Annotated in this window: 18 protein-coding genes and 1 tRNA gene; 14 read left to right on the top strand and 5 right to left on the bottom strand. The window is 54.2% G+C overall.

Annotated elements, in window-relative coordinates:
- Positions 1-21 precede the first annotated feature (21 nt).
- The 3 genes from BRA42_RS03920 (at position 22) to hepT (ending at position 1,224) form a co-directional block, all read left to right on the top strand.
- A complete protein-coding gene (locus tag BRA42_RS03920; protein ID WP_292409948.1) occupies positions 22-210 on the top strand; it encodes a type II toxin-antitoxin system HicA family toxin in 189 nt (62 codons plus the stop codon).
- A gap of 190 nt (positions 211-400) precedes the next feature.
- Positions 401-787, top strand: coding sequence for a type VII toxin-antitoxin system MntA family adenylyltransferase antitoxin (mntA, locus tag BRA42_RS03915; RefSeq protein ID WP_342685848.1), 387 nt, complete (start codon positions 401-403; stop codon positions 785-787).
- The gene (hepT, locus tag BRA42_RS03910) at positions 784-1,224 is read left to right on the top strand and encodes a type VII toxin-antitoxin system HepT family RNase toxin (RefSeq protein ID WP_292409943.1); all 441 of its coding nucleotides are present in this window, start codon (positions 784-786) and stop codon (positions 1,222-1,224) included. The genes mntA and hepT overlap by 4 nt, the downstream gene beginning before the upstream one ends.
- Before the next feature lie 109 nt (positions 1,225-1,333).
- Here the strand turns inward: hepT and BRA42_RS03905 are convergent, their stop codons facing one another.
- Genes BRA42_RS03905 through BRA42_RS03890 form a run of 4 tightly spaced genes read right to left on the bottom strand, consistent with a single transcriptional unit; the run spans position 1,334 to position 4,816 of the window.
- Entirely contained in the window at positions 1,334-2,068 is a 735-nt protein-coding gene (locus tag BRA42_RS03905) for a DUF1614 domain-containing protein (protein ID WP_292409942.1), read from the bottom strand.
- 21 nt (positions 2,069-2,089) lie between these two features.
- Entirely contained in the window at positions 2,090-2,701 is a 612-nt protein-coding gene (locus tag BRA42_RS03900; RefSeq protein ID WP_292409940.1) for a fibrillarin-like rRNA/tRNA 2'-O-methyltransferase, read from the bottom strand.
- A complete protein-coding gene (locus BRA42_RS03895; protein ID WP_342771112.1) occupies positions 2,698-3,558 on the bottom strand; it encodes an RNA-processing protein in 861 nt (286 codons plus the stop codon). Before BRA42_RS03895 ends, BRA42_RS03900 begins: the two co-directional genes overlap by 4 nt.
- A gap of 46 nt (positions 3,559-3,604) precedes the next feature.
- The gene (locus tag BRA42_RS03890) at positions 3,605-4,816 is read right to left on the bottom strand and encodes a tripartite tricarboxylate transporter permease (RefSeq protein WP_342771113.1); all 1,212 of its coding nucleotides are present in this window, start codon (positions 4,814-4,816) and stop codon (positions 3,605-3,607) included.
- 89 nt (positions 4,817-4,905) lie between these two features.
- Here BRA42_RS03890 and BRA42_RS03885 point away from each other — a divergent pair, with 89 nt between their 5' ends.
- From BRA42_RS03885 to BRA42_RS03875, 3 genes are all read left to right on the top strand, one after another.
- The gene (locus BRA42_RS03885; RefSeq protein ID WP_342771114.1) at positions 4,906-5,586 is read left to right on the top strand and encodes a uroporphyrinogen-III synthase; all 681 of its coding nucleotides are present in this window, start codon (positions 4,906-4,908) and stop codon (positions 5,584-5,586) included.
- Positions 5,587-5,591: 5 nt separating this feature from the next.
- Positions 5,592-6,509, top strand: a complete 918-nt coding sequence (locus BRA42_RS03880) for an RNA-guided pseudouridylation complex pseudouridine synthase subunit Cbf5 (RefSeq protein ID WP_342770234.1) — start codon at positions 5,592-5,594, stop codon at positions 6,507-6,509.
- Positions 6,510-6,575: 66 nt separating this feature from the next.
- Positions 6,576-6,662, top strand: a tRNA-Ser gene (locus BRA42_RS03875).
- Between the two features lie 895 nt (positions 6,663-7,557).
- Here the strand turns inward: BRA42_RS03875 and csa3 are convergent.
- Complete coding sequence (gene csa3 / locus BRA42_RS03870; protein WP_342771115.1) at positions 7,558-8,235, bottom strand: CRISPR-associated CARF protein Csa3; 678 nt, start codon at positions 8,233-8,235, stop codon at positions 7,558-7,560.
- Positions 8,236-8,365: 130 nt separating this feature from the next.
- Between csa3 and cas6 the strand changes: the two genes are divergently transcribed.
- From cas6 to cas2, 8 genes are read left to right on the top strand one after another with little or no spacing between them, the layout of a single operon-like run.
- Positions 8,366-9,226: a CRISPR system precrRNA processing endoribonuclease RAMP protein Cas6 gene (gene cas6 / locus BRA42_RS03865; RefSeq protein ID WP_342771116.1), complete on the top strand. Its 861-nt coding sequence runs from the start codon at positions 8,366-8,368 to the stop codon at positions 9,224-9,226.
- Positions 9,213-11,750 (top strand): hypothetical protein, encoded by a 2,538-nt coding sequence (locus tag BRA42_RS03860; protein ID WP_342771117.1) that lies wholly within the window; start codon positions 9,213-9,215, stop codon positions 11,748-11,750. Before cas6 ends, BRA42_RS03860 begins: the two co-directional genes overlap by 14 nt.
- A 1-nt stretch (position 11,751) precedes the next feature.
- Entirely contained in the window at positions 11,752-12,816 is a 1,065-nt protein-coding gene (gene cas7d / locus BRA42_RS03855) for a type I-D CRISPR-associated protein Cas7/Csc2 (protein ID WP_342771118.1), read from the top strand.
- A gap of 32 nt (positions 12,817-12,848) precedes the next feature.
- The gene (locus BRA42_RS03850; protein ID WP_342771119.1) at positions 12,849-13,580 is read left to right on the top strand and encodes a hypothetical protein; all 732 of its coding nucleotides are present in this window, start codon (positions 12,849-12,851) and stop codon (positions 13,578-13,580) included.
- 2 nt (positions 13,581-13,582) lie between these two features.
- Positions 13,583-15,409, top strand: coding sequence for a type I-D CRISPR-associated helicase Cas3' (cas3, locus tag BRA42_RS03845; RefSeq protein WP_342771120.1), 1,827 nt, complete (start codon positions 13,583-13,585; stop codon positions 15,407-15,409).
- 15 nt (positions 15,410-15,424) lie between these two features.
- Positions 15,425-15,982, top strand: coding sequence for a CRISPR-associated protein Cas4 (gene cas4, locus BRA42_RS03840; RefSeq protein WP_342771121.1), 558 nt, complete (start codon positions 15,425-15,427; stop codon positions 15,980-15,982).
- Positions 15,983-15,985: 3 nt separating this feature from the next.
- Positions 15,986-17,026, top strand: coding sequence for a type I-D CRISPR-associated endonuclease Cas1d (cas1d, locus tag BRA42_RS03835; RefSeq protein ID WP_342771122.1), 1,041 nt, complete (start codon positions 15,986-15,988; stop codon positions 17,024-17,026).
- Positions 17,027-17,040: 14 nt separating this feature from the next.
- Positions 17,041-17,298, top strand: coding sequence for a CRISPR-associated endonuclease Cas2 (gene cas2, locus BRA42_RS03830; RefSeq protein ID WP_292410779.1), 258 nt, complete (start codon positions 17,041-17,043; stop codon positions 17,296-17,298).
- Positions 17,299-17,373 lie beyond the last annotated feature (75 nt).

Raw genomic sequence — 17,373 nt, 5'->3', positions numbered from 1 at the left:
CCCATCTCATGGAACCAACCTGTGAAGAACCTTCAGGCTCCTGGATTCGAGGGAACGTGTCGGGGAGGCAGACACCCATTCATGGTGAAAGGAGATCTCGTTCTGACCATCCCAAACACCCACCGGTCAGAGATCAGCGTCGACCTGCTCGTGCGCATCCTCCGGCAGGCAGGCATATCCCGTGAAGAATGGAGCCGGCTCGTCAGGTAGCGGTTCACTTCACCTTATTTTGTGGTTGTGAGGCTGAACGATTGCCTGAGGGAAGCCCGGGTGGCGATATTGGTCTTATGAAGGGAATGGGACAGACGACCAGCCCGGTCCAGCCCCCACCGCAGGAAACGTTAATGTGAGAGCGATCCCCATCTAGAACCTAAAGAACTTCCGGGCAGTGTGAGAAAAAGTGGATCGTTTTGTCCGGCATGCGCTTGAGCGGCTCAAGGCCATTGAGGGGTTCGAGAGGGTCCGCTTCATCATCCTCTACGGCTCCGTCGCCGAAGGGCGGGCGAGGGAAGGATCAGACATCGATCTCTGTATTTACTACGACGGGGACCGTGAGGAGGCAGCCCGATTCCGGTTTGCAGCGCTCTCCGAACTTTTCGATGACCGCTACGACATCCAGATCTTCTCTTTCCTGCCGCTCTATGTCCGGACGGAAGTCCTCCGCGGAAAGGTAATCTACTGTCCCGACGAGCGGTTCCTCTACGACGTCGCGTATCAGACGATCCGGGAATTCGATGATTTCAAGCACCGATTGTATGATTACATCGGCAAGGAGGCTATGGCGTGACGGACAAGGTCCGGGATGCGATAATCCGTATCAAACTCCAGGAGATGACAGAGAGTGTCGACATGGTCAAAGAACACCTCCCCGACTCCGTCGATTCGTTCGAGCGGCTCGGCATCGTGAAGGACGGCATCTACAAACGGGTCGAATATGCCATCGAGGACGTATTTGATGTATGTGCAATTCTAAATGCTGACCTCCATCTCGGTGTCCCCGGCACCGATGAGGATATCCTCGGGAACCTCGTGCAGCACGGGGTGCTTGCCCCGGGGACGCGACAGAACCTGAAGGCGATGAAAGGGTTCCGGAACATTGTCGTGCACCGCTACGGCGCAATCGACGATGCTCTTGCCTTCTCAATCCTCAACGAGCATATCGGCGACTTTGCTCTCTTCAGGCAGGAGATTGAACACGTTCTGCAATCGGTGAGAGAAAAGTAGCGGAGCCATACCGTTCTCCCCTCGAAGGGAGCCATACCCCGGTGCCGGATGACGCCTTGAGTGCCGGGAACCCCTATAGCAAAAAATCACGACCGGTCGAAGGACCCCCTCATGCAAGCAACGCCGCAAGGAGACCGGAGAGAAAGATCCCGTCGAACGTCCCCGCCCCGCCGATGCTCGCCATCGGCGCCCCGAGATCCGCAATGCGGTTGAGGTTCAGGAGGTCCGCCCCGATCAGGGTGCCGAGCGTCCCGCTCACGTAGGCGATGATCACCGCCGCGGCCGGGACGCCGCCCGCAAAGAGTGAGAGGGAGAGAGCTGCAAGGAGCGCCGCAAGCGGCGGGATGAAGAACGGCGTCGCGATCCCGAGACCCGGCACCGGACGGGCGACGAGTTTCGTTACGGCCGTCACGACCACAACCCCGACGAGGGCGAGCCAGAGAAGCAGGTAGCCCCCGCTGATCACGACCGAATCATAGAGCAGGTAGAGCGATATCGCGACCGGGATCACGGCGCCGCCGACGTTGACCGCAATGACCGTCCGCTGCACCGGCTGAGGAATTCGGTAGAATCGCCCGTAAAACGCGACATACCGGTTGTAAACCGACGATGCCGGCCGGCTTTCAAGCGTCCGGACCGGGATATTGATGAAACTCCCGGCAAGCGTCATGAGAAGGATGAGGAACGCCTGCCACCAGGAGAACCCGAGCTTTGCAAACGTCGCCCCGATCGCCGTCAGGAAGATCACCGGGAAGATGACGACGGCAAAGAGAAAGAAGATGAACAGCCCGAAGAGGAGGAAGAGCACGAACGGAGAGAACGGATTGAAGACTACCCGGTCCATGTGAAGAAGTCGCCCTCCTCTTTAATATATACTACTCCGGAGAGTGCAGATGATCGCAGCATGGTCCTGGTGGTAGGGCTCAAGCCACCGGATATCCACAACATCAAGACGCCGCAGAAGCCCGACCCGGGCCTCCGCGAGCACCTCGGCCGGTTCCCGCCGGACGTCCACGCTCCGGGTCTTGAGCATCAGGACAAGGTACCCGCCCGGTTTGAGAAAAATCAGGTTTCGCTCCGCGATCTCGACCTGGTTTGGCTGTGCAACGTCCTGGTAAACCAGGTCGACCGCCTCCATGAACGGCGCATACTCCTCCGGCCGGTTCGCGTCGGCCATAATCGGGACGATATTCTTCCTCCGGCGGGCCACCTCAAGAAGGTCCTGCATCGGCCGGGGTGCAAACTCCACCGCATAGACGGTCTCGACGTAGTCGGCGACGTGCGATACCGTGGTCCCGTTCGCCGCACCGAGGTAGAGCACCCGCATCCCGGGAGTGAGTTCCACGCCGCCGCCGAGGGTGTAGAGCGCCGCAAGCTTGCTCCGGTAGGGGTCCCAGACACGGTACCCGTCGAGCGTCCGTTCGCCGTAGACCCCGCCCTCCCCGGGCGAGACGAGCACGTTCCCAAGCCGGATCATGCGGCATCCCCCGCAGCGTCGATCCGGGCCTGGGCATCCTTGAGGAACTCCGGTACCGCCTCTCCCCGGAAGTAGTCGAGCCGGGCGGCGATGGCGAGTTTCGCCGCGAGCACCCGGGCCACCCTTCCGCGCACTTCTTTTGGGGCGTTGTGGACCCGGCGGTGCTGGAAGATGATCCCGTGCTTCGGCGGCGGCGTCCCGCCCCGGAGATGCGAGAAGAGCGCCCGCTCCGAGCCGAGGACCTGGATGGTGCTTCCCGGCATCTTCGCGAGAGCGGCGAGCCCCCCCGCGCGGGAGAGGAGACGGGCCGCGACCAGCCCCCCGATGAGGGCGCTTGTGTTCGGCAGCACCTCGTCGGCCCGGGCCGAGACCTCCCTCATCAGGCGGCCCCTCGCCGCGGTGAGCCGCTCGATCTCCCCGGAGATGTCCGATAGACCGCCCCGTGCCCCATTCCGGATGATCCCGAGCATCTTCTTCGCCGGGAGAGACCGGTACTTCCGGGAGAACGACGGGTTCGTGACCTGGTACCACTCCGCAGCACGCTCCTGGAGCAGATTGACGACGTTGTCGAGTTCATCGAGCATCCTGACCATCTGGAGAAGCTCGACGTCCCGGCCCTGGTAGGAGCGGGAAACCTTCTCCCGGGCAAGGATGGTGCAGACGGAACGAAGCAGGGCGACGTACTCCTCCCGGGTCCGGACGACCCCGCAGTCCCGGGCAACCTCCCAGTCGATGGGGATGAAAGAGTCCATACCGGTGCGGAGCGCGGCCGCCCGCTCGGCGAGAGCGGCCGGATCGGTGCCGGCGGCCCGGCATCCTTCTTCATCGACGTCTCCGAACCAGTAGCGCTGTAGCATGGTTACGGTATTGGGAGTCAGTCGATATAAGAGAACCCCGACAGGGTCAGGCGAGGCTGAAGGAGTAGACCATCACCGGGACCATGATCGCCCCCATGCAGTAGACCCGGCGGATGTTGACCAGGGTCGGGACGTAGCCGACCACCGTCGCCAGGAGGAGGACGAAGACCCCGAACGGACCGCAGAGGATGAAGGAGAGGATGGCGACGAAGACAATGACGCCGTAGTTGAGCCTCGTGATATTGATGCCCGAGAACCACCCGGCTGCACGTGAGAGGCGGACGGTCAGGAGGTAGGCTCCGACCGCGGCGATCGCACCGGATAGGAGGATGGCGGTCGCCGGCGGGATCTCTTCGAGCGCCGAGATCGCCGCCATGACACCGCTCCGTGTCCGCGATATGGCGTAAAACGCTGCAAGCCCGAGGAAGGCGTTCACGGTGTTCGCGGCGCTGGTTGCAAGGATGTATTCGCGCGGATTGGAGTCGTAGCCGACGACCGAGGTCAGGAGAGCGTTTGCCGTGGCGCTCGAGAGGCCAGGAAGCCAGCCGACAAGCGCCCCCGCGACCGAACCGAGGATGGAGCCACGCCGGAGAGCGCCCTCTGGAAGGTCGATCCCCGAGAAGTGCTGTACGGGCATTAACCCGTGCGATGCCTGGAGGAGGACCGCGATCCCGAAGAGCCCGGAGAGGAGGGGCATCAGCACCCCGGACTCACCGCCCGTCGGCCAGGCAAGGAACGAGTAGCCGAGAGAGAAGAGGCCAAGAACCCCCGAGACCGAGAAGACGGCGAGTGCCCACCCCGGCGACTCGGAGACGACGATGAGGTAGCCCGCAACCGCGAGGATGACGAGGCCGATGCCCCAGTCAATCGCCGGCTGGAGAGCGGGGAGGACCAGGACGAAGGCCAGCGCGAGCGGGAGGGAGAGAACAACGCCGGCGGCGCTCCCGAGGGCCGATATCCGGACGGCCTCCTCCCCCCGCCCCTCGAGGCAGAGGGCATGCGCCGGAAGGACCGCGAGGGAAGTATCGGCATCAGGAATACCGAGGAACGTACCCGGGACGTTGTCGAGAAACGTATGCGTAACGAGGACGGAAAACATGGCCGAGGCAATGACCACCGGGTCGAACCAGACAAGGAGAAACGCCTGGAGCGAGAGAAGGACCCCTGCCACGGTGTTTGCATGGATGCCGGGAACGAGACCGCTCACGGCGCCGAACACGATGCCGACGACGGCGCCCAGTATGATACTGATGAGCACGCTGATCACCGGTCGGAGACGGAAGCGATAAATCAACCGGATTGAGCTCTCCGATACAGTCATATTCCGCCGTGACGAACGTTGTGACCATGAAGATCGCCATCACCCGGCTTGAAAACAAGGCGACGGGAGACCGCGCCCTCTGCGCTTCCTACGGCCATGACTGCTACACGGTCTCGCCGCTCCGGGCGGAACTGCGGACAGACAGGGTCACCGCGTTCGTTGAAGCCGTCAACCACGGCGAATTCGACTGTCTTTTCTTCTCAAGCGCCCTCCCTGCGGCGATCATCGGACCGAAACTCGAACGGTGGCCCCGGGTGATCGCCATCGGACCGAAGACCGCCGAGGTCCTCCGGGAATCGGGGATCGAGGCCGAGGTCCTCCCCTCGTTCTACTCCCGGGACTTCGTCCCCTACCTCGGCGACTGGCTCCGGGGCCGGACGGTCGGAATCCCGCGGGCAGATGTCCCGAACCCGGGCCTCCTCGACGCAATAGCCCGGGCGGGCGGGACGGTTCGGGAGGAGCGGGTCTACGCGCTCGTCCCCACGGGAGCCGAACTCGTGCTTGAGGACGCCGACGCGGTCCTCTTCACAAGCGCCATGTCTTACCGGGAAGCACGGTGGCGGCCCCGCGACGGCCTCCTCCTCGTCGCCATCGGCGACGTCACCGCCGACGCGATGCGGGCCGGGGGACACCCTCCGGCGGTCGTCGGGGACGGGTCGCTCGCAGGAACCCTTGAGGCGCTGAACCGCTACCGGGAAGGCCGGTGAGACGGGTGACCGGTCAGGACCTCCCCATCCCGGAAGCCGGGATCGTCGTCGTCGACAAGCCCCGGGGGCCGAGCAGCCACCAGGTGACCGCCTGGGTCGGGAATATCCTCGGGCGGCGGGTGGGCCACGCCGGAACGCTCGACCCGCAGGTCTCCGGGGTGCTCATCGTCATGTTCGGCGCCGCCGTCAGACTCGCCCCGGTCCTCCTCTCGCACAACAAGGAGTACGTCTGTCTGATGCGACTCCACGGCGACGTATCCCGGGAGGCCGTGGACCGGGCGGCGGCGGAGTTCACCGGCCGGATATACCAGCGGCCCCCCAGAAAGAGCGCGGTGAAGCGCAGCCTCAGGATCAGGAAGATCCAGGAGATCGAGGTCCTGGATATGGAGGGCAGGCTCGTCCTCTTCCGGGTCAGATGCGACGCCGGGACCTACATCCGGACGCTCTGCGTTCACCTGGGCTACGCCCTCGGGGTCTGCGCCCACATGGAAGAACTCCGGAGGATACGCTCGGGACCATTCGACGAACGCGTCGCCGTCTCGCTCCACGAACTCGCCGATGCCGCTGCAGCAGCCCGGGCGGGCAATCCCGGGCCCCTCCGGGGAATGATCCGCCTCCCGGAAGCCGCCGTCCCCGACCTCCCGAAGGTCGTCGTCCGCGACACCGCGGTCGACGCCGTCTGCCACGGCGCGGTGCTCGCCGGGGTGGGGGTCACGGCAAAGGAAGGAGGGTTTGGAAAGGGCGAGACGGTCGCGATCATGACGGAGCGCGACGAGCTGGTGGGGCTCGGGAAGGCCCTCGTCGGTTCGTCGGCGCTGAAACCCGGAGAACCCGGGCTCGTCGTCGCCCCCACCGTCGTCCTGATGCAGCCCGGCACCTATCCCGGGGGATGGAAGAAACACGTAAAAGATGCCGGGGCGTAAGGGAAGGAAAAGCCCCCGGGGAGATATTATTAATAGCGTATGTCGCCAACTACTGATGCACATTGTGCTGAGGTAGTCTAGACCGGTAGGGCGCGGGCCTGGAAAGCCCGTGGGGCGTTGAGCCCCTCGGGAGTTCAAATCTCCCCCTCAGCGTTTTAAACGAAACATCTCGATTCTTTTCTTAAACCGTTAAATTCCGTGATTCCTAATCCGTATCGTAGGTTCAGCCGCTTTACCTCCCCTTAAGGGGACCACAGTTCTTGTCCGACCAAAACTGGTCTGCGCACCACTCCGTCAACCACCCTCCCCACTGAGGGGTGCCTCACCGAAGGCGGCGCCCCCTCACCACAGGACAACAGACCGCGCGCGGCATCACCATCCGGGTGAACAGGCCGATCTGTCTCCCCGTCAAACACCTAGAGGATGGGCTCTCTGCATAGGGGGTACTCCAGCATATGACGCAGAGGGAATCCTCAAGGGCGGCTGACAATGACAGAGATCTCAACTTCGTGGCCCGTCAAACGGCCTGAAGAGCCTTGAAGGAGAAATACCCTCATGTCTCAAACCCGTATGTAGGTGTCATTTTTCCACAGCCACAAACTGACAGAAACCGGGGTATGCTCTCCCAATCGGATCAAGTCATGACACCCTCTCCACCCTTTTCAGAAAAGCGTATGAGAGCGGGCATTCGAGTATTGGGTCAAACTTCACAGCCATCGCACCTGTAACCATGTGGTGTGATCAACGGCGAGATCAGTGAGGCAAAGAGATGACAAAGGGCAGTCTCCACCCTGAAGACTGCGACCATGGTGGGATAGAAGTTGTTCACGATCAAATTCCCGCAGAAAGTGCTCGGGCTTTCACATCTGCCCGCCACATCCCCCAGGGATCTGCAAGTTGAAGGACGACCGGATTCCAAGTTACTGGAACTGTGTCTGGAGATCAGTTACTTTGGCACGACGATCACTGAGAGCATCACTTCTCTCCCAATCGTATGTGGTCTACCAGCATCGAGCCAAGAGGAGTGTGTTGCGGATACCAGTACGATTTAGAGAGGCAAAGGCTCTACTCCTCCAACTTTGAGCATAATTTTCCCGCCAAATAGGAGTGTTATAACTTTAGTTCTCTTAATTTGTTGCACTTCGATCATATTCATAGACACAAGCTTCGCACAAACCCGTGATGCCGTGCTCTCAGAAACGTGAATTCTCTCAGCAATTTCAGAAATAGATGTTGGGTTGTGCATGGCGACATCGGCCAATGTCTGGAGGGTTCTTTCATCGAGCAAAACGGGAAGGCGCGGTGGCATGAATGTTTCAATTTCCCGCGTAATATCCGAGTAAATTGCACACTGACGAATGCGTGACGAGAGCATAAGTGTAGCGGTGGTGAGTGCGACAAGTACTTCACGTGGACCGCCAGAGAGATTTACTATCAGATACCCCTCCGGTAGGGCCGGAGGCGTCGATGTACAAATTTCATCCATGAGCGTTAAGGTCATCTCCTCAATACTTCGAGTGGCAATTTTAAGGACATCTACTCTGATATCGCTGCTGATCTTCTGGCCCATCACCCTGACATCATCAATGGCTCGCTCGGCCCGCACATCTTCACCATATTCCGGTCTAATCAGACAGATTCGGTCTCCCTCTTCAATACCCCATCTGGCGATCAATGAGATGAGATGAGACGTGTCAAACCCAAGTGGGGAGAGATATGTTTTCATTAAAAGAGAATTCAATCACATTCATATATATGCATAGTGATGAAAATCAACAAATTAAAATCCGTATTTTTGAAAAAATCGACATGAAAAACGTCAAAATGTTTATATAATTCGACATAAATGGTAGATTATGCATCAGATCTCCATCACCGTGCGGCCAGAGAATGGATTCGAAGTTCCACATAGTGATGGATATCAGATATACTCTTCAATTCTGTCCTTTATCCAGAATACAGATGAAAAGATCAGCCTTCACATCCACGAAACGCCATTGCACTCAATATCGGTGAGTGGGTTGATTGGAGATTTTTCAGGGGGGCGCAGGTCAGGACATAAACGTCTCAGCCCAAATGCATCCTACAAAATTCGGATAGGAATCAGTGATCCCCGAGAAGAAGAGATTTATGAGTCCCTGATTCTGTCACTCTTCCGACCGGACACAGCAATATCACTTGATCAGGGATCACTCCTCATCGAGAAGGTAGAAAAAAGATCCCTGACTTATCCTGGGATGTTTGCCGAAGTTACGAAGTACAAATGTCCCGTACTGGCGTTCAGATTTCTGACCCCTACATGCATTCAATTTAGGAATAGTAGAGTTACAGAGATGTTTCCGCACCGAGGTGCGGTGTTTCACTCCCTTCTCTCGAAATGGAACCAAGTCTGCCTTGAAGGGCTGCAGATGGGAATTGATCAGGATGATTTTGGAAGGTATCTCATAGAGAAACCAGAACCCGAATCCTATCAGACCTACAGTGTCCTCGTAAATACGGTGCATGATATCAAGAGAGATCACCCGCGCCCAATCTTCAAACAGGGCTTTATCTGTGATTGTAAGTATCTGGTTACACCTGACGCCCCCGCCGCGTTCAGAAATGCCGTCACTCTTCTTTCATTGTTTGCACCTTTCAGCGGAGTGGGGAGTAGTGTTGCACGGGGATGTGGTCAGGTTAGTACCATGATTAAAGAGGGAAACAATGGAAGACGATAAAATCATTGAGATACTTCCTCAAACAGATGAAGAACTTGAACGGCTGATACAGGAAACTCCAGATGTATATGAGGCCATTAGACCTTACCTAACCGACTACATATCAACAGTTGTTTCAGACTTATTCCGAGAATCAGCTCAATTTGATGCAAAATATATTCGGGGCGTCAGTTTTCCGGCACATGTCATTACTGCGGTCTTAACTGGGGCGACGTTGTACCTCTATAATCAGCAGCAGGTCAACCACCATTCCATCAAAACGTTCAATGTAAAAATGCTCTGTATCGCCCTGACACTCCACGACGTTCAGAAATTCTGGAATGAGAAATCTGGGGCGAAGATAAATGGGAACTACCGTTCCCTGATCGAAAAATATTTTGAGACCGATCCGTTTCAGCTCAAGCACTATTTCCCAGAGTGGAACAAATATCTCGATGACATTGTATTCCTCGTCCAGCATGCACAGGAATCAGACGAGGCAGACCATGAGTCAAGATATAGTCGTCCAAAGTTTGGAAAACTCCTACCTTTCGTAAAGATCGGGGATAAAGTTGCCAGTTGGGGGAAAACAGAATATTCCCTCCCAGAAATTTGCAAAAAATTATCAACACAAGGATTTGACGCACATCATATTGTTCTCCCAGACATCCCGCAACAGCTTTTCTCCCAGATCATCTACCGGAGTGTAAAGAGAGCAATTACTGATGGCGGCGGCATCCCGCTTCTTCTCTCACCACATGGGATTTTGTATCTTGCTCCAGAGCAAGTCACCCTTGATCTGCATGCGCTCAAGTCCCTGATTGAGGAAGAGTTAATCCAGAATATTGAACCTAAGCCCGATATCTCCGATCGGAAATTCAATATTGCGCCGCTTATGTCAATACCTCTTGATGGAGACACTCGTTATAAATTATTTCTGAATTCTGTTCGTGAAAGAACAGAATCTGGTCTTTTAAGTGCTCTTGGTAAAACAACCTATCCTACAGACACCCGCATGCAGGAAGCGATTGCCTGTCTTTCGTATTTTATTTACAGTGACAAGCGTGGGAGTGACTGGACATCTTTCCCCAAAATAGAATCTGAATTCACTGACCAACACTCACTCCTTGCACTTAGAAAGATAGGCAATATCCGACAGCATTTTGCAGATACAATTGGCATAGGCGGACAGAAATGCAAGGCATACTCTGTTCATGAAATTATACAGCGTTCTGATGAATTGAAGGACGAACTTTTGCAATTACATCCCGTAGTCACAAAAATCCTGCAAGCTCTGTTAAGTCAAGAGTGTTCTGTCCTTGATCCCTTAATTCAGACAATCCAATTCCTGAATAATGATGAACTGGCCTGTCTGGATCTACCATCTCCAGAGGGAGGGACAGACGTTTGTTTCATGTGCGGAGCACCAGCACACCGGGATTACAAGCCTGGAACTCATTTCATTCAGTCTGGAGGATTTACCAAGAGTACAACCCTCCAGGATCAATACAAACGGTACTGTGACATATGCCAGATTGAATTCCTATTGCTAAACCAGTTGGTCGAAAAGAGTTCGTGCAATACCCAGGAAGATCTGTTGTTCTTTTACTTTTACTTCGACTACACGTTTGCCAATCTCGACGCCTTTCGAGCTCCGCTCTCTCGTGTCGCCATCCATGCAAGTACGACTAAACCTGATAAGTGGGGGATAAGTTTCACTCTCGGTGACTTCCGAACACCCTTCCACATCAAGCCGATGGCAATTCGGGTCCCTAAAAAAAGGAGCAAAAAGCCTGACCGTGCAAGCAAAACTACATGGAGAACACGAGCCATCCATACGGCACTGAAGATGTGCACCGCTGCCGGATGCCGGTGTGTCGTGACCGCTCCCTATTCGACAGTCAAGATGCAGAAATGTGTATTCTACAACGAAATGCCGACCCGGCTTGAAAAGACGCTCGAACTTGACAAAATTACATCGTTCTCAGAGGCCAGATTGAGAAACGCACAACTGGATCTCATCAATCGCCTTAATCCACTTAAAGGACTGTACCAGGTCCAGGAGTTCAAACCGATTTCTGTAATCCCATTTGCAAAAAAACAAGTTGAAAATTTCGAATCGTGGGTCGTTTCCCACGGAGATGAGTTGAATGCATTGTTCCGAGATGATGATATGGAAATGAAAGAAATTGCACAGAAAGGAGCAGCACTCTTTGGCACGCACCGCTTTGGCGGGACGCACAAAAAAGTGAAGATCTTCCGCACAACCCTTGAATCGCTGATGAATGCTCTTGCACAGGGATTCTCCGACGACGAAACGGTGCGGTTCGCGTCTGCAGAGGTCATGAAAGATGTACTCCGTGAGCAGTACAGCAAAAAGCAGGGGAAGGATATCCCTGCAGAATGCTTGGATTTTGTCAGCAGTGTTTCTGATTACCTGAAAAATAAGAAACTCTGGAGTGCGAATGGTATCGTAACATGGGAGAACTCCCTCACAGATCTCTATGAATTTGAGTATATTCTCGTGACAAGGAAGGATGAGTAAAATGGCAAATGATATGAACTGGAATGAACTGAAAGAATCTATCCCCGATGTAGGGTTTGTTGGGAACTACGAGATCTATCGTCGTGCACGGCCAACGACTACATTGATCGTACTACGGACAGTAACTGATCCCACCCTTTTCAGGAATTCAGATCTTGAACGGGCAGAGACCCAAGAGTTCTCCGGGGTTCTGCACGCACAGGTCAACGGAGAGAAGTTCGTAAGCAAAGAGCGCCTTACCGGCCTGAATCTGTGCCGTGAGTTGGATGATGATGGAGACATCATCACCCCGGAGTACACCTACAATGAACCGCTTTCAGATCTGGAAAAATCTCAGACTGCCGACATGCTGACCTATGGTCTTGCCGGGACTGTGTCGCGGGCAACATATTCCCAGAAGAGCCGAGTCATTGAAGGATATACTTACAGTCTTGAGCGGTACGATCTCATGAACAAAGAGGTACATAACGCCCTTTATGAGAGCGGCACAATGCGTAATGCGGAAGGAGGCCAGTCAGAAGCCCTGTTCAGTCCTACGAAAGTCCAACCAGGTACACACTTCGTGCATTTCGTTACCCTTGAAGCAGGGACAAAGGAGATGTTTCTGTACCTCCTCCACAACATCCTGAACACCAGCCGGTATGGCGCACGTGAAACGCGTACCGGCCGAAATATCAGGAATGAAATCATCGGATGCATTCAATCCCCTTCCGACTCATCGTTGAGTTGCGGAGAGATGATCCTGGATCACATTCCTTCAGATGCAGAGAACCTTTCTGTGGACGATATTAAGGCCATATTGGCCTCCTATATTATGGAGCATAAAAGGGCAGATTGGGATGTCTTTGTCAAGGAAGGATTCAAGGAAGTGTCTGAAAACATTGCTTTCAACAAATTTCCGGAGTGGCTTACTAACGCGATCAATGTCTGCGAACGAAAAGAAGCGGCCAGTTCGAATGTGTTAAGGGAAGCCCTCGTAATTCTCAGGGAGGAGGGGCTGAAAACAGTGGAGAAGGAGAAGAAAACTAAAGAGAAAAAAACAGCGGAGCCTAAAAAGGCTGCGTGAGGGCGAACAATTCTCTGATCCGGTGAATGATCATGGAAACGACGACCTATGTTGCAGAACTCCACTCCCCCCTCTTTTATGCGGCGAGTGAAGGTACATTAATCCGAACCGGTGATATCCTGAGTAGCACGGCTCTGTCGTACGCACTCGGATATTCATTAGGTCTCCTCAAAAAGCGATATTTTCTCTACGGGAAAGAGGCATATCAACACCAGTATGAAGAACTGGCGTCTACGGAACTCTTTGTAACCGATGGTGTCCCTTTGAATCTAGTCTATACTGAAGAGACATTCAAAAGTACCGAATATCTTTCAGAGCGAAACATGACCATTATTGCAAAAGATGAATTCAAAAATCTAAAAGATATGGACCTAGATCCAGATTTGAAAAGAAAAAAAGTAGGGCTTAACAAAGTCAGGCGGTACATAGGCCTTGCACCGGGAAGCAAGTTCTTGTTCACCGTGTGGTCTCGCGAACCACTGCCAGATGATCTCCTGCTGACAATGGGAATCCGACGGAGCGGAGAAGTGCGATTAAAAAAGACCGCCAACCCCAAAACGGTCTGTCTGAACCTGTTCATGTTGCACGACGTCTATGGGGTCCCTTCGGGACGGAACGGCGACGAGGGCGCTATCTCTCTTATCGATATTTACAATCATGCAAGCACCCTTGTCCGCGGGAGCGATTACCGGGACCATCACTTCCTTGATGTCGATGTAAAATTTGTCGAAGACGTCCTCGTTCCGCAGATCATGGCTGCCTGACAATGACGACTGTTGATGAAGTCTATATCCCACTCGGTCCTGACGGCGGAGACGGTTCCCAGCGGCTCAGGCAATTCCAGCAGGATTTCATCGAGTGTATCCAGGAGGGGAACGCGGATGTTATCCATCTTGTCGCCCCAACTGGAGCCGGGAAGACCTCCTGCTTTGAGTACCTTCTCAAAGAAGAGGAGAAGGTCCTGCTCCTCTATCCAACAAATGCCCTCATCGCAAGCCAGATGGAGCGTTTCAGAAAGAGAGGATACTCTGCTGCGACATTATCATCAAAGGATCTGCACCTAAAGGGCTCTGAACGGAGCAATGAACTCTGGGGATTCATCGCCCGGCATGACATCATTTTAACAAACCCTGACATCTTCCAGGCAATAATCGGGCGGATGTATAATAATCCGGAAGAGAACCTTCTCGATGCGTTCAGGCAGTTCTCTTATGTGGTGTACGATGAATTCCATGCCTATCAGGAATTTGAGGTGAGCGGCATTCTGATGCAGATCGCACTCTTTCAGAACGGGTGCTACAACAGGGTTGTCCTAAGCTCTGCTACCCCAAAGGATGAGATCATCACTCTCCTTCAGAACCTCGTTCGGATCGGTGAGGAGCGGCTTCCTCCATCCGTCGCCGAGGTCCGCGCCAGACCTATGAAGAACGACGATCCAGTGGAAGGGAGCAAGATCCGGTATAAGACAGATGTCTCTTTCTATCAAGGGAAGATCCTTGACCACTTTACAGAGGTTGTACAAGTTCTGCAGTCCGCTCTCAAGGGCGTAAGAGGTGGGGAACCGTCCATCCTCCTGATCTTTGACAGTGTGCGGGACAGCAACCAATTCTTCCGCAGGTTGTATCAGGAATGTCCTGAGGTCTATGCGTTGTCTGAAAAGGATAATGGTTATGATACAAATCAGATCGGAGAGAAGCCAAATTTAACAAAGCCGATCCTGATTTCGACAAATAAAAGCGAGGTCGGCCTTGACTATCCCATCTCGCTGCTCTTTATGGAGGAAGGATATACCATTGATTCGTTTGTCCAGCGGTTCGGGCGGGCCGCCCGTCGCGAACCCGCAGAATGTTATCTCTTCACGCGGAAAGGAATCGAACACCTCTTTCCCCAGGGTGTTATCAGTTATCCAGAATTTATAGAGACCATGAAGGGAATCTCTGCGGATTATTCTCTCAATGCCGATAAGGTGAAAAATCTCTTTACGTTCCGCCAGGCGTTGGCCATAGATCAATACAACCGCAGGGAAGAAGATCTTGAGGGATATTTCTCATCGCCTGATGATGGACCAAGATATGCCATATGGAAGGCTTTCTTTAGACTATTGGATAAACGGAATCCAGCCCTGGCGAATAGGGACATGGACCGATTGATGTATTTTATCGACGATATCAAGAAGGCCTGCCAGAGTCTTCGTGGTCGTGCACTACGAGGGAATGTGAGATACGTGCGGGGGCACGAAATCCGCCAGACGGTGTATGACCTCCTCTCTGTTTTGAACAGAACACCGGTAGAGATCAGGGAGACTTCAGAGGGTATAGAACTGGAAGAAATTTCGAGCGATATCGATGGACCTTTTGTTCAGGCGATAATTCTCCCATATATCCCCGAACCGGTTGAATATCCCCTACATGGCGAGGCCCTAAAGGCCATAATTATGCCTCTCGCAAGTCAGGCGTTGCAGGGATATTCTCTTGGACAGAAGAAGTTTCTGATCAGGTATCTTGGAGACCTGCTATATTCCATCGATCCAAGTCGGATGCTGGCCCCGGAAGAAGTCATTCTGTGGGATAATCAGGTGATCAAGGTTCAATAATGTTCTGGTGATTCTGTGAGTGATCCTGATCTCGTCAACATCTCAGACCTCAACCAGTATCTCTACTGCCCCCGTCGGCTCTATTACCTGATGTTCTACCAGACACAGGGGTTGAACGTCTACCTTGCCGACGGCCGGGCCCTCCACCATCGCCAGAGCCGACGGGGCGGGTGGTACCGGGAGGTCTATCTCCGTTCCGAAGACCTCCACATGCACGGGAAAATCGATGTCGTTGAGAAGACTGGCGATGTTATCGTCCCGGTCGAGCGCAAGCATGGTTCGAGATATTACGAGAACGATCTGGTCCAATTGGCGGCGTACGCCCTGTTGCTGGAGGAATATCTAGGGGAACGGGTGCCGATAGGATACCTGTATCTCTACGAGACCAACGCACGGCATCCAATAGAGATCACCGATCTACTCCGGGAGAAGGTGATGAAGACGGTTGAGGAGATACGGTCCATGAGGGTTGACGAGATCCCGCCATTCGCGGATAATCCAAACAAATGCAGGAAGTGCAGTGCGGTCACCTACTGTATGCCCTATGAGGCACGCCTGCTGGAGGAAGCTTAGGTTATGTCAGAATCGGATCGCGCGGCGGATGGCGCCGAGGCATTCAGAGTGGTGAAGACATCCGAGGGAATGTTTAACGATGACGTGGTCTATGTCGCGGCACAGAAGAGCCGTGTCAGGGCAGAGGAAAGCAGGATCACGGTGACACCTTGGGGTGAAAAGGACGTTTTGGTTTCATTCCCAATAGAAAAGGTGAGGACGATCAACGTCTTCGGGAGCGTATCGGTCTCCTCTTCGGTTCTCACGAAGTGTCGGGAGCGGGGCATGGCCGTGAACTACTTCACATATTACGGACGGTACGAGGGAAGCTTTGTCCCGGTACACAATACCATCGCCGAGGTCCGCCGCCACCAGTACGGCTGCACTGGGATCCGGGCCCTCAAGATTGCCCGTGCCATTATCGGCGGCAAGATCAGGAATTCCCGGACTCTTCTCTCCAGAAAGCATGTCCCTCCCCCTGGGAGATTGAAGGAACTGGAACAGAGTGCCGCGGATGCAAAGGATATCGGTGCGCTTCGCAGTATAGAGGGGGAAGCCGCCGGAATCTACTTTGCGGCCCTGAACGAATGCCTTATAGAGGGCTGGACATTTGAAAAAAGAACACGTAGACCTCCGGAAGATCATATCAATGCCCTTCTCTCTCTGACCTATACAATGGTCATGAACGAGGTCATCTCAGCCCTGCGGCAGTATAACCTCGATCCCTTCCTTGGAGTGATGCATACGGATCGTCATGGGAGACCGGCCCTTGCTCTGGACCTCCTGGAGGAGTTCAGGCCGATCTTTTGTGACGCGTTCGCTCTGAGGCTGGTGAATCAGAGAATTCTCACGCATGATGATTTCAAGGAGGACAACCACCTGAAAGACGCATCCTTTAAAAAATATCTCTCCTTATACGACTCCTATATGAAAGAGAAGTTCAGACATCCGGGCTTCAAGTATCAGGTGTCTCGAAGGCAGGCGATAGTCATGCAGGCGATACTTTTCAGGAAGGCGATTACGGGAGAGATGAAAGTCTATCATCCTCTTGCTTTCATGAGGTGAGGCATGTGCGGCTGGTGGTGACCTATGATATTTCAAAAGACAAGATCAGAAATCGGGTGTTCAGGATTCTTGAGGGATATGGTGCATGGAAGCAATATAGCATCTTTGAACTTGAGATCACGGATGTGCAGAGGGTTCAGATGGAGGAAAAGATCAGGGGGGTCATCGGGCCTCACGACAGAGTGCGGATCTACGAACTATGCACCCGATGTATTGGAAAGATAAAGGAACTCGGGGAGCAGTCGCCGGAATCGCTCTCCAATGTGGTGTAAGCAAAAGATTAATTTCTCTCTATGATGAGACATCTTAGTGATCATGCCTGTTAATATAGGCAGGGTACGCCATTC

Source organism: Methanoculleus sp. UBA374, assembly GCA_002508705.1.
In the GTDB taxonomy this organism is placed as follows: Archaea; Halobacteriota; Methanomicrobia; order Methanomicrobiales; family Methanoculleaceae; genus Methanoculleus; species Methanoculleus palmolei.
Note: the sequence above shows the minus strand (reverse complement) of the source record. Positions and strands in the feature narration are given on the sequence as shown.